Below are 12,916 nucleotides of genomic sequence, written 5' to 3' on the forward strand. Positions count from 1 at the left end.
GCACCGCCTTGGCCATGCCGAATCGATCCTCGTCCTCGACGACCAAGCACATCTTCGTCACCGGGGGTGTCGCATCATCCCTCGGCAAGGGCCTGACCGCCTCCAGCCTGGGCGCGCTGCTCAAGGCGCGCGGACTGCGGGTGACCATGCAGAAGCTGGACCCGTACCTGAACGTCGACCCCGGCACGATGAACCCGTTCCAGCACGGTGAGGTGTTCGTCACCAACGACGGGGCGGAGACCGATCTGGACATCGGTCACTACGAGCGTTTCCTCGACGTCGACCTCGACGGCTCGGCCAACGTCACCACCGGTCAGGTCTACTCGCAGGTCATCGCCAAGGAGCGGCGCGGCGAGTACCTGGGTGACACCGTCCAGGTCATTCCGCACATCACCAACGAGATCAAGCACCGCATCCGGCGGATGGCGACCGGTGACGTCGACGTCGTGATCACCGAGGTCGGCGGCACGGTCGGCGACATCGAGTCGCTGCCGTTCCTGGAGACCGTCCGCCAAGTGCGCCACGAGGTGGGCCGCGACAACGTCTTCGTCGTGCACATCTCCCTGCTCCCGTACATCGGTCCCTCCGGCGAGCTGAAGACCAAGCCGACCCAGCACTCGGTCGCGGCCCTGCGCAACATCGGCATCCAGCCGGACGCCATCGTGCTCCGCGCCGACCGCGACGTGCCGCTGTCCATCAAGCGCAAGATCTCGCTGATGTGCGACGTGGACGACAACGCGGTCGTGGCGTGCGTGGACGCCAAGTCGATCTACGACATCCCGAAGGTCCTGCACACCGAGGGGCTGGACGCCTATGTCGTCCGGAAGCTCGACCTTCCCTTCCGCGATGTCGACTGGACCGTCTGGGACGACCTGCTCGACCGCGTCCACAACCCCGACCACGAGGTGACCGTCGCCCTGGTCGGCAAGTACATCGACCTGCCGGACGCCTACCTGTCGGTGACCGAGGCCCTCCGAGCGGGCGGCTTCGCCAACCGGGCGCGGGTCAAGGTGAAGTGGGTCACCTCGGACGACTGCAAGACGCCGGCGGGCGCCGCGAAGCAGCTGGGCGACGTCGACGGCGTGCTGATCCCGGGCGGTTTCGGTGAGCGCGGGGTGACCGGCAAGGTGGGCGCCATCCAGTTCGCCCGTGAGCAGCGGATCCCGCTGCTGGGCATCTGCCTGGGCCTCCAGTGCATCGTGATCGAGGCCGCGCGCAACCTGGTGGAGATCCCCGAGGCGAACTCGACGGAGTTCGACTCCGGCACCTCGCACCCGGTGATCTCCACGATGGAGGAGCAGCTGGCGTACGTGGAGGGCGCGGGCGACCTGGGCGGCACGATGCGGCTCGGGCTCTATCCGGCGAAGCTCGCGGAGGGCTCGATCGTGCGCGAGGTGTACGAGGACCAGCCGTACGTGGAGGAGCGTCACCGCCACCGCTACGAGGTCAACAACACCTACCGTGCGGAACTGGAGAAGAAGGCGGGGCTGGTCTTCTCGGGCACCTCCCCGGACAACAAGCTGGTCGAGTACGTCGAGTACCCGCGCGCGACCCACCCGTACCTGGTCGCCACCCAGGCCCACCCGGAGCTGCGCTCCCGGCCGACGCGTCCGCACCCGCTGTTCGCGGGGCTGGTGAAGGCGGCGGTGGAGCGCAAGGAGGGCGGCGCGGGTCGGGCCTGACGGACGGGCCCGACGCCGGGCTCCCGGGGCCGGCCGGCCCCGGGAGCCCGGCCCCCGCACCGGGGGCTTCGCCCCTGTCATGTGCCGGGGGCCCGTGCCAGGGCCCGGCTTCCGGGGCCCGCGGCTCGCGTTCCGGGCCACCGGGCCGGCCGGGCCGGGCTCGGCCGCCCCGGGCCTGGGCGCCCGGCGCAGGCGATACGGTGGAGCCGGGGTACGGGCATCCACGACCGGTACCCCGGTTTCCGCTTGTGCGCCGCTGTGTGGGAGGACGGTTTCATGACCATCGAGGACGCCCCCGAGGAATGGCGGGTCACCGCCACCTCGACACCCTTCCGCGGAAACAAGACGAGTGTCCGCACGGACGACGTGGTCATGCCCGACGGCTCGGTCCACGCGCGGGACTACCAGGTCCACCCCGGTTCCGTGGCGATCCTCGCGCTGGACGACGCGGACCGGGTCATCGTGCTGCGCCAGTACCGGCACCCGGTGCGGCAGAAGCTCTGGGAGATCCCGGCCGGGCTGCTCGACGTACCGGGCGAGAACCCGCTGCACGCGGCGCAGCGCGAGCTGTACGAGGAGGCTCACGTCAAGGCCGAGGACTGGCGGGTGCTGGTGGACGTCTACACGACGCCCGGCGGCTGTGACGAGGCGGTACGCGTCTTCCTCGCCCGGGACCTGTCCGAGGCGGAGGGGGAGCGCTTCGCGGTCGCGGAGGAAGAGGCGGACATGGAGCTCGCCCGGGTGGACCTGGCCGACCTGGTCCGGGGCGTGCTCGCGGGCGAACTGCACAACAACTGCCTGGCGGTGGGGGTGCTGGCGCTGACGGCGGCGCGGGCCGGGGACGGGATCGAGGCGCTGAGGCCGGCGGAGGCGCCGTGGCCCGCCCGGCCGTTCGAGTCCTGAGCGGCACGGCTCGCGCGCGCTGAGCGACCGGGCCCGAGCGGACGTCTCTCGTCGCCGGGCGGCTTTCGGGGCGTCGGCGCCGCCGGATCGATGGTGCCGACCGGGTCGGTCATATCGCCGTACTGATACGACGATATGACTGACCCGGTCGGGGGACGCCCCGGCCCCGCTGCGACGGTCCGGTCGCAGAGCGTGAACTAGGCTCGGACCGCCCGTGCGGGGACCCGGCGGGCTCGGCTCGTGCGCAGGCGGACGGAGCGTGGCCGTGACGGATCAGGCGACCGATCGGACGGTGGAGGCGGCCGGCTCCCGGGACGCGGGGCGGGCCACCGCGGGAGTGGCAGAATCTGATGGGCCGTCGTTCGGGACGAAGCGTTCGGCGGCGTGTTCCACGACGTCCGAGACGAAAGGTACGGCCCGGGTGAACGTCCCGGATGAGCCCGCGGGCGCGGTCGACGGCGACCGCGGCAGTGACATGACGGCGGCGGACCTCGGCTTGGCCGAGGTCCGCCGCCGTCGTCGTACGGCACCCGGCGACGCCGGCACGGAGCCGGTACCGGACGGCACAGACCAGGACGGCACCGAGCCGGGCGGCCCGGAAGGCCGACTCGGGGGGCCGGAGCCGGCGTCCGGCGACCCGGCCGAGGGCGCGAGCGCGCCCGGCCCGGAACCCGTCGGCGCTCCCCCCGGCAGCGGGGAGCCGGCCGCGCGGGGCGCCGGGCCGGGGGCCGACGGTCCCGCTGCCGCGTCCGACGAAGAGCCCGGCGACGGCACCGGGGGCCGCCCTGGCGGCGTCGCGGCGAGCACCGGTCCCGTGGGTACGGCCCTCGACGGCCGGGAGCCGGTGACCGACTCCGCCGGGCACGGCGACGGGCGGACAGCGCCCGCCGACGGGCCCGGTCGGGCCGGGACCGGCAGCCGGACCGGGAGCGACGGGACGGATCGTGATCCTGACCTCTCGGAACCGGCCCCGGGCGGGCTCGGTTCGGCCGGGGCGGATCTTCCGTCCGCGAGTGGCGGACCGGGGCGAGCCCCTGACTTCGCGGGCCCCGCCGGAGCCGGGTCCGGGGATCCCGGCCCCCGCCCCGACTCCGCCGAGGCGGCCGGGGGTACGGCCGACGAGGGGGCTCCCGCCGGTGACGGCTTCCCGGCCGAGGCGTCCGCAGACGGTTCCGCGGCGGCCGCGGCGGATGCCGGGCCCCCGGAGCGTACGGCCGGCGAGGGCCCGGCCGGTGGCCGAAGGCGGGCGGCCGACGGCGAGTCCGGGCGGCCCCGGCGGCGACCGCCCGCGGGGAGCCGGCCGTTCTTCGGGCGCGAGCGCGAGCTCAAGGCCCTGCACGGGGACATCGAGCGCGCGGGACTCAACACCCTGTCCGGACGCAAGGAACCCCGCGCGCGGGTGCTGCTGATCGCCGGGCGGCCCGGTTCCGGGCGGACCGCGCTCGCCGACGAACTCGCCGCGCGGCTGGCGCACGCCTATCCGGACGGCGTCGTACGGGCCCGGCTCACCGAGGCCGGGGGAGAGGCCGTCCCCACCGAGCGCACCGCCCGCGAGATCCTCACCTTCTTCGCGCTGCCCACACCCCCCGGAGCCGGTGAGGACGAGCTGTGCGAGAGGGTGCGCGCCGCGCTGGCCGCCCGGCGCGTCCTGCTGCTCCTCGACGACGCCGGCGACGCGGGCCAGGTGGACCCGCTGGTACCCGACAATCCCGACTGCCTGGTGGTCGCGGTCGCCACCGGCCCCCTCACCGGCATTCCCGACGTCCGCCCCTGCACCATCGGGGGGATGGACACCAAGGCCGCCATCGCCCTGCTGGAGCGGTTCGCCGGCGAGGTAAGGATCACGGTCGATCCGCAGGCCGCCGAGTCCCTCGCCGAGGAGTGCGCGGGTCAGCCCGCCGCGCTCGTCCTGGCCGGGGGCTGGCTCGCGGCCCGGCCCACCACGTCCGTCGCCGACGCGGCCAAGCGCCTGCGCGCACAGCCGCAAAGCCAGGACAGCCCCGTCGGCGACCGTCCCCTCGCCCGCGCGTTCCGGCTGGTGTACGAGTCGCTGCCGCCGTCGTCCGCCCGGTTCCTGCGGCTGCTCGCGCTCGCGCCCGCCGGTCGTGTCGACGCCCACACCGCCTCCGCGCTGGCCGGCTGTTCGGTGTCCGACGCCATGGTCCTGCTGAAGGACCTCGCCGCCCTGGGGCTGCTCCGGGCGAGCGGTGTCCGGGCCGCGGCGCACCACGGCGCGCACGACGACCAGTACCTGGTGCCGGGCGCGCTCATGCCGACGCTGCGCGCCCTGCTGGAGGAGAAGGACCGCCCGGCCGAGATGCAGCTGGCGCGGGCGCGGATGCTGGAGCGGACCGTACGGCTGCTCCAGTCCTGCCGGTCGGTCACCGAACCCGAGGGCTCTCCGGCCCGGGCGAAACTGGCCACACTGCCGCGCACGCTGCGCTTCCCGCACGCCGCCGCCGCCGAGGCGTGGCTCGGCGCGCACCTGCCCGCCCTGCTGGCCTCCGCACGGCTCGCGGTCGCCGACGGCGAGCTGGACACCCTGGCCCGCAGGCTGATCGCGGCGCTGGTCCGGGCCCTGACCGCGCACCACGGCGCCGAGGCCGCGGCGCCCGAGCTGTACGGGCTGCACCGGCTCGTCCTCGACATCGCCGAGCGCCGCGAGCTGCACCGCGAACGCGCCGCCGCACTGCTGAACCTCGGCGACCTCGACGCGCGGACCGGCCGGACCCGTGACGCGCTCGCGCGCTACCGTGCCGCGCTGGACGCGGGCCGGGCCGCGAACGACCTCTACGCCACCGGCCGGGCCATGGAATCCGTGGGCGGCGCCCACCAGGACCTCCAGGACTGGCAGCGGGCCGCCGACTGGTACGGCAGGGCGCTCTCCCAGCGGCTGAGCAGGGGCGAGCGGGCCGACGCGGCCCGCCTCTACGGCCGGCTCGGCACCGTGCACACCTACGCCGGCCGGTACGGGGAGGCCCTGCGCGACTGGCGGGCCGCCACCGCCGAGTACCGCAGGATCCACGACCTTCCGGGCCAGGCGCGCGCCCTGAGCGAGGTGGCCCGGGTGCAGGAGTACGCGGGCCGGCCGCACGAGTCGCTGCGCACCTGTGAGGAGGCGATCGGCTGGGCCCGGCAGGCCGGGGACGACCGGCTCCAGGCCGCGCTCCGGCTCCGGGCCGCGGACACCCTGGACCGGCTCGGCGACTCGACGGCCGCCCGCCTCCACCGCAGCGCGGCCGAGCGGCTGCTGGAGGGGGCGACGGCGGAGAGCGGGACGCGAGGGACGTGAGGCCTGTCCCGCGGGCTGCCTGCCCCGGCCTGCGGGAAACAGGGGAACCCCGGGTTCGACCTGTGAAACCCGTGGCAGTTCCGATTGTGATTGATGTTTTACAAGGCTAGACAGCGGGAAATCCTTCATTAGACTGGCTCCGCCGTGCATTCGTGCGGTGTCTTCCCGTACGCCCGCACCCGCCCGGGTTCGTGTGGAACGCCCGAGACATCCCCAGAGCCGAGGACTGTGATCCGCCGTGTTGGTAGGCATCCCCCGCGAGGTGAAGAACAACGAATACCGGGTGGCGATCACCCCGGCCGGTGTGCACGAGCTGGTGCGCCACGGTCACGGGGTCGTCGTGGAGCGCGACGCGGGGACCGGTTCCTCGATCCCGGACGACGAGTTCGCCGCCGCCGGCGCGCGCGTCCTGCCCACCGCCGACGCGGTCTGGGCCGCGGCCGACCTGCTGCTGAAGGTCAAGGAGCCGGTCGCCGAGGAGTACCACCGGCTGCGCAAGGACCAGACGCTCTTCACCTACCTCCACCTCGCCGCGTCCCGCGCGTGCACCGACGCGCTGCTGGACTCGGGCACCACCGCCATCGCCTACGAGACGGTCGAGACCGCGAACCGCGCGCTGCCGCTGCTCGCCCCGATGTCCGAGGTCGCGGGGAGGCTCGCGCCGCAGGTCGGCGCGTACCACCTGATGCGCTCGGCGGGCGGCCGGGGGGTGCTGCCGGCCGGGGTTCCCGGTACGGCGCCGGGCCGGGCCGTCGTCATCGGCGGCGGGGTCTCGGGCTGGAACGCCACACAGATCGCGGTCGGCATGGGCTTCCACGTCACGCTGCTCGACCGGGACATCGCCAAGCTGCGCGAGGCGGACCGGATCTTCGGCACGAAGGTGCGGACGCTCGTCTCCAACGCCTTCGAGCTGGAGAAGGCGGTCACCGAGGCCGACCTCGTCATCGGGGCCGTCCTCATCCCCGGGGCGAAGGCGCCGAAGCTGGTCACCAACGAACTGGTCGCCCGGATGAAGCCCGGGAGTGTACTTGTCGACATCGCGATCGACCAGGGCGGATGCTTCGAGGACTCGCGTCCCACCACCCACGCGGAGCCGACCTTCCGGGTGCACGACTCCGTCTTCTACTGCGTCGCCAACATGCCCGGCGCCGTGCCGAACACCTCCACCTACGCGCTGACCAACGCCACACTGCCGTACGTCCTGCAACTCGCGGACCACGGCTGGATCGGGGCGCTGCGCCGCGACCCGGCGCTGGCCCGGGGCCTCAACACCCATGACGGCCAGGTGGTTTACCGCGAGGTCGCCGAGGCGCACGGCCTGGCGCACGTCGAATTGGGCGCTCTTCTGGGCTGATTCGCCCCCCTTGTCGTCAATCTCACGCCAACGGCCGGACCTTGCCGAGCGAGGACCGGCCGTCGGTGTGTGCCCGGGCGTCGCCGAATCGTTTCGCGGGCGTTCCGCGGGTCCTTCCAAGGGGCCCTGGGCACAACACTTTCCACCGTTTCGCGCGCCCGTGCGACATGTGGACCATGCCTTGGTGAGAGGCGTGTGCGCCCTTGACAGAGAGGCGTTCGGTCACCGACACATCGGGCCGGGTCCGGCGGATTGTGTTGCTGCGGACCGGTGACACGCCATAGAGTCGCCAATCGTCGGCATGGTGCCACGCTGACCTATCGATAAGTTTCCTGGTCCCTTCCAAGGAGGTAAGACGACTTGTGAATGAGTCGACATTTACTCCCGGGGGTGGTCACCCAGGAATGCCCACGACGGTCCAGAGCCCGCCGACCGGGCTCGTGGAGGCTGTCGGCTCCGTAGCTGTCCGCACCTTCGCCACCCACCAGCACATGACGACAGCCCACCAGATGATGGACGGCCAACACGTGAACGCCAGGGCCGGCAACGAGGGTGGCCGAGAGTCCACTCCATTCGCCGACTACGACGAGGTGCCCGAGGGGCACTTCTACGATCCCGACGCCGAGTACGAACCCGACCCCGAATACGCGGCCACCCTCGCGCCCGACGCCGCCCGCCAGCGCCGCGAGCGGATCGGGCCCACGGGGCGTCCGCTGCCGTACTTCCCGATCCCGGGCCCGCTCACCGACCACGGCCCCGCGAAGATCATCGCGATGTGCAACCAGAAGGGCGGCGTGGGCAAGACCACGTCGACCATCAACCTGGGCGCCGCGCTCGCCGAGTACGGCCGCCGCGTGCTGCTCGTCGACTTCGACCCGCAGGGCGCGCTGTCGGTCGGGCTCGGGGTGAACCCGATGGAGCTCGACCTCACCGTCTACAACCTGCTCATGGAGCGGGGCATGTCGGCGGACGAGGTGCTGCTGAAGACCGCCGTGCCCAACATGGACCTGCTGCCGAGCAACATCGACCTCTCGGCCGCCGAGGTGCAACTGGTGAGCGAGGTCGCGCGCGAGTCCACCCTCCAGCGCGCCCTCAAGCCGCTGCTCCAGGACTACGACTACATCGTGATCGACTGTCAGCCGTCGCTGGGTCTGCTCACCGTGAACGCGCTGACGGCCGCGCACAAGGTGATCGTGCCGCTGGAGTGCGAGTTCTTCGCGCTGCGCGGCGTGGCGCTGCTGACGGAGACGATCGAGAAGGTCCAGGAGAGGCTCAACCCGGAGCTGGAGCTGGACGGCATCCTCGCCACGATGTACGACTCCCGTACGGTGCACAGCCGAGAGGTCCTCGCACGCGTCGTCGAGGCGTTCGACGACCACGTCTACCACACGGTGATCGGGCGCACCGTGCGTTTCCCGGAGACCACGGTCGCCGGTGAGCCGATCACGACGTACGCCTCGAACTCCGTCGGCGCCGCCGCGTATCGCCAGCTCGCCAGGGAGGTGCTCGCCCGGTGTCACGCCGAGTGAGTCTGCCCGGGGCCGACGAGCTTTTCCGTACGACCGGGGGGACGGCGCTCCAGTCGTCCACCCCCGTGGACCGGCGCAGGAACGCGGGCGGCGAGCCGCGGGTGCCCGCGCCGACGGGGGCGGGCGACGAGGCGGGTGCCGACCAGGCGGCGGAGCCGGCCGAGGAGGAGCACGGCCCGGCCGCCGAGCCGGAGCCCGGCGAGCCGTCCCGGAACCGGGGCGCGGCCGGCGGCACGGGCGCGGCGGGCGGCACCGCGGGCACGGCGGCACCGGATCAGGCCGCGGCGGCGATGAAGGGCCGCAGGCCGTCCCGGGACGCCTCGGGGACCTCCGCGGGTGCGGGCGCCCCGGCGGCGGCCGCCGGGGCGCAGGGCGGTCAGCAGCGCCGCCGGGGACGCGGCGCGAACCGCCGGCCCAGCGGCCGGGAGCGGCACGACGAGAAGATCACGGTCTATGTCTCGGCCGAGGAACTGATGGACCTGGAGCACGCCCGGCTGGTGCTGCGCGGGGAGCACGGGCTGGCCGTCGACCGGGGACGGATCGTCCGCGAAGCGGTCGCCGTGGTCCTGGCCGACCTGGAATCACGCGGCGACGCGAGCATCCTCGTACGGCGCCTGCGCGGGCGCTGAAGGTAGCCTGCGCGGGCCGCCCCTGAAGCTCCCGCCCCCAGGACCCCGATGCCTCCGCCTCCCCCTCCGTTCCGCCGGCCCCGCCGCCCGCTGGGCCGTGGCCCGGGCCTGGCACGGCCGACGGCCCCCGGCCCGGAAGCCCCGGGACCGGACGCGGACCCCGAGCGCGCGCCGCGGCCCGTTGACGCCGCGAGCCCCGACCGCGGGGACCCGGCGGCCGGCCCGCCCGCCCCGGCCGACGGCCCCGGCACGGCTCCCGAGGCCGGTCCGCCCGCCCCCGTCGGTCCCGGATCGGACCCGGACGGCGGCCGCGAGGCCGGGGACACCGCCGTCCGCGCAAGGGACGACGCGGCCCGAGCCGAAGGCGGCACCACCCGCGCCGGGGACGACACCGCGGCCACCGGGCAGGCCGGGCCCGCCGACGGCCCGGACCGCGACGGCGGCGAGGGCGACGCCGCCCGGGCCGTCGACGGACCCGCCGAGGGCGACCCGCGGCTGTTCACCGTGCGGCTCGTCAATTTCGAAGGGCCCTTCGACCTCCTCCTCCAGCTCATCTCCAAGCACAAGCTGGACGTGACCGAGGTCGCGCTCTCCAAGGTGACCGACGAGTTCATGGCCCATATCCGGGGCATGGGCCCGGACTGGGACCTCGACCAGACCACCGAGTTCCTCGTCGTCGCCGCCACCCTGCTGGATCTCAAGGCCGCCCGGCTGCTGCCCGCCGCCGAGGTGGAGGACGAGGCCGACCTCGCCCTGCTGGAGGCGCGCGACCTGCTCTTCGCCCGGCTGCTCCAGTACCGCGCGTACAAGCGGATCGCCGAGATCTTCCAGGACCGCCTCGACGCCGAGGCCCGGCGCCACCCCCGTACCGTCGGGCTCGAACCCCACCACGCCGAACTGCTCCCCGAGGTCGTCATCGGCATCGGGCCGGAGGGCTTCGCCCGGCTCGCCGTGAAGGCGATGCGGCCCAAGCCGCCCCCGCGGGTGTACGTCGACCACATCCACGCGCCGCTCGTCTCCGTGCGCGAGCAGGCGGGGATCGTCGTCGCCCGGCTGCGGGAGCGGGGGGAGAGCAGCTTCCAGGAACTCACCGAGGACGCCGCCGACACCCTCACCGTCGTGGCGCGCTTCCTCGCGCTGCTGGAGCTCTACCGCGAGCGTGCCGTCGCGCTCGACCAGGACGAGGCGCTCGGAGCGCTCATGATCCGCTGGACGGGCGGGGACGACGGCGCGGAACCGGCCGTCACGGACGAATTCGATCAACTCGATCAGCTCGATCAACCCGGTCAGGAGGACCCCGAGGACGGCGAGGACGGCGAGGACGGCGAAGGGCATGAGGGCGGCAGGACCGGCGGGCACGGTGAGAAGCGCCACACCGGCACGGCGGGCGGGAGCGATCCGCGAGGACGAGCAGACGGAGAAGGTGTGCGGGTGTGAGCGAGCAGCAGCGGAGCGAGGCGCGTGACGAGCCGGACGCCGGCCCGGTGGCGGAACTCGCCCTCAAACCCGCCCTGGAAGCGGTCCTCATGGTCGTCGACGAGCCCGCCACCGAGGAGCACCTCGCCAAGGTCCTCGACCGCCCCCGGCGCGCCGTCGCGGACGCGCTGCGGGAACTGGCCGACGAGTACACCGTGCAGCGCCGCGGCTTCGAACTGCGGCTGGTCGCGGGCGGCTGGCGGTTCTCCACCCGGCCCGAATACGCCGCCGCCGTCGAGGGCTTCGTCCTCGACGGACAGCAGGCCCGGCTCACCCAGGCCGCCCTGGAGACGCTCGCGGTCGTGGCGTACCGGCAGCCGGTGAGCCGGTCCCGGGTCTCCGCCGTACGCGGCGTGAACTGTGACGGCGTCATGCGCACCCTCCTCCAGCGCGGGCTGATCGAGGAGGCGGGCGCGGAACCCGAAACAGGTGCGATCCTGTACGGGACGACGAACTACTTTCTGGAGCGGATGGGCCTGCGCGGTCTGGACGAGCTCCCGGAGCTCGCGCCCTTCCTCCCCGAGGCGGACGCGATCGAGTCCGAGACCCTGGAGGGTGTTCCGTCGTTCGATCCGGACGCACCGGACATCGACGCAGACGACAAGACGACGGACATGTGATGCGAAGCAGCGGCAGGAACAGCGGAAGCGGCAACCGGAGCGGCGGGAGCGGCAGCGGCGGCGACCGGGGCGGCGCCGGCCGCGGCGGTGCGGGCCGGGGCGGTGGGGGCCGGGGCGGCACGGGCCGCTCCGGCGCGAGCAGCCGCGACTACCGGGGCGCGGGCAACGGGCGCGACGAGCAGCAGAAGCGGCCCTCCCGCCCCCGCCCGGAGGAGCGCCGGTACGACGTGGGCGGCACGGGCGGGCCCGGTGGCTCCGGCCGTCCGGGCGCCGGTTCGGGCCGGCCGGGATCCGGCTCCGGCCGTACGGGTTCGGGCAGTGGCGCGGGCCGCTCCGGCGCTTCGTCCGACGGTGCCCGCAAGGGTTCCGGCGCCCGCGGCGACGCGGCCCGTGGCGGCGCCAAGGGCGGCCCCCGCGCCCCGCGGGACACCGGCGGGCCACGCCGTGGCGCCGCCGCCCGTCCCCGCGAGCTGGACGCCAGGATCGAGCAGCGCAACCGGGACCGCTACGCGGAGCGGCCGCGGGTCAGCACGCCCAAGACCTTCCCCGGTGCCGAGCAGGAGGGCGAGCGGCTGCAGAAGGTCCTCGCCCGCGCGGGCATGGGCTCCCGCCGCGCCTGCGAGGAGCTGATCGAACAGGCCCGGGTCGAGGTCAACGGCGCGATCGTGCGCGAACAGGGCATGCGCGTCGACCCGGCGAAGGACGAGATCAAGGTCGACGGGCTGACCGTCGCCACCCAGTCGTACCTCTTCTTCGCGCTCAACAAGCCGGCCGGTGTCGTCTCCACCATGGAGGACCCGGACGGCCGGCAGAACCTCGGCGACTACGTCAACAACCGCGAGACCCGGCTCTTCCACGTGGGCCGGCTCGACACGGAGACCGAGGGCATCATCCTGCTCACCAACCACGGCGAGCTGGCACACCGCCTCACCCACCCCCGCTACGGCGTCAAGAAGACCTACCTCGCCGCCATCCAGGGCCCGCTGCCGCGCGACCTGGGCAAGCGGCTGAAGGACGGCATCCAGCTGGACGACGGCTACGCGAAGGCCGACCACTTCCGCGTGGTGGAGAACACCGGCAAGAACTACCTGGTCGAGGTGACCCTCCACGAGGGCCGCAAGCACATCGTCCGCCGGATGCTCGCGGAGGCGGGTTTCCCGGTGGACAGGCTCGTCAGGACCTCCTTCGGGCCGATCCCGCTGGGCGACCAGAAGTCGGGCTGGCTGCGCCGTCTGACCAACACCGAGGTCGGGATGCTGATGAAGGAAGTGGGTCTGTAGAACGACCGTCGTGTGCACCGCTGTTGCCGTTGGTGCGCACGCTGATCGGTGGTGGGGAAGAAAGAGCCCGCGTCCGCACGGACGCGGGCTTCGCTCTTGTCGGCAGGCGCCTTTCACTTTTATAGTCAGAGTGACTATTAAGGGGTTGGGT

The 12,916-nt window shown here is 73.5% G+C and carries 9 protein-coding genes; all 9 read left to right on the plus strand.

The window, feature by feature from the left end; genetic code table 11:
• Positions 1–14 precede the first annotated feature (14 nt).
• Positions 15–1,682, plus strand: coding sequence for a CTP synthase (locus tag IG02_RS0125490; protein WP_030752644.1), 1,668 nt, complete (start codon positions 15–17; stop codon positions 1,680–1,682).
• A gap of 276 nt (positions 1,683–1,958) precedes the next feature.
• Positions 1,959–2,585, plus strand: coding sequence for an NUDIX domain-containing protein (locus IG02_RS0125495; RefSeq protein ID WP_030752648.1), 627 nt, complete (start codon positions 1,959–1,961; stop codon positions 2,583–2,585).
• Between the two features lie 844 nt (positions 2,586–3,429).
• Positions 3,430–5,877, plus strand: a complete 2,448-nt coding sequence (locus IG02_RS36975) for a tetratricopeptide repeat protein (RefSeq protein ID WP_420707793.1) — start codon at positions 3,430–3,432, stop codon at positions 5,875–5,877.
• A 238-nt stretch (positions 5,878–6,115) separates the two neighbouring features.
• A complete protein-coding gene (ald, locus tag IG02_RS0125505; RefSeq protein ID WP_030752654.1) occupies positions 6,116–7,231 on the plus strand; it encodes an alanine dehydrogenase in 1,116 nt (371 codons plus the stop codon).
• Positions 7,232–7,635: 404 nt separating this feature from the next.
• Positions 7,636–8,760 (plus strand): ParA family protein, encoded by a 1,125-nt coding sequence (locus IG02_RS0125510; protein ID WP_030752657.1) that lies wholly within the window; start codon positions 7,636–7,638, stop codon positions 8,758–8,760.
• Positions 8,745–9,389: a hypothetical protein gene (locus IG02_RS0125515; RefSeq protein WP_078854812.1), complete on the plus strand. Its 645-nt coding sequence runs from the start codon at positions 8,745–8,747 to the stop codon at positions 9,387–9,389. The genes IG02_RS0125510 and IG02_RS0125515 overlap by 16 nt, the downstream gene beginning before the upstream one ends.
• A 48-nt stretch (positions 9,390–9,437) precedes the next feature.
• Positions 9,438–10,826: a segregation and condensation protein A gene (locus tag IG02_RS38465; RefSeq protein WP_107055698.1), complete on the plus strand. Its 1,389-nt coding sequence runs from the start codon at positions 9,438–9,440 to the stop codon at positions 10,824–10,826.
• An 89-nt stretch (positions 10,827–10,915) separates the two neighbouring features.
• Entirely contained in the window at positions 10,916–11,485 is a 570-nt protein-coding gene (gene scpB, locus IG02_RS0125525) for an SMC-Scp complex subunit ScpB (RefSeq protein ID WP_234314913.1), read from the plus strand.
• Complete coding sequence (locus IG02_RS0125530; protein WP_030752666.1) at positions 11,485–12,765, plus strand: pseudouridine synthase; 1,281 nt, start codon at positions 11,485–11,487, stop codon at positions 12,763–12,765. The genes scpB and IG02_RS0125530 overlap by 1 nt, the downstream gene beginning before the upstream one ends.
• Positions 12,766–12,916: the final 151 nt, after the last annotated feature.

Source organism: Streptomyces sp. NRRL F-5135, from assembly GCF_000719775.1.
GTDB classification, from domain to species: Bacteria; Actinomycetota; Actinomycetes; order Streptomycetales; family Streptomycetaceae; genus Streptomyces; species Streptomyces hebeiensis.

What these genes read in the sequence shown, in the direction of transcription:
- IG02_RS0125530 (WP_030752666.1), top strand. Translation starts at nt 11,485, where the DNA reads ATGCGAAGCAGCGGCAGGAACAGCGGAAGCGGCAACCGGAGCGGCGGG.
- IG02_RS0125510 (WP_030752657.1), top strand. Translation starts at nt 7,636, where the DNA reads ATGCCCACGACGGTCCAGAGCCCGCCGACCGGGCTCGTGGAGGCTGTC.
- IG02_RS0125490 (WP_030752644.1), top strand. Translation starts at nt 15, where the DNA reads ATGCCGAATCGATCCTCGTCCTCGACGACCAAGCACATCTTCGTCACC.
- IG02_RS0125495 (WP_030752648.1), top strand. Translation starts at nt 1,959, where the DNA reads ATGACCATCGAGGACGCCCCCGAGGAATGGCGGGTCACCGCCACCTCG.
- IG02_RS38465 (WP_107055698.1), top strand. Translation starts at nt 9,438, where the DNA reads ATGCCTCCGCCTCCCCCTCCGTTCCGCCGGCCCCGCCGCCCGCTGGGC.
- scpB (WP_234314913.1), top strand. Translation starts at nt 10,916, where the DNA reads ATGGTCGTCGACGAGCCCGCCACCGAGGAGCACCTCGCCAAGGTCCTC.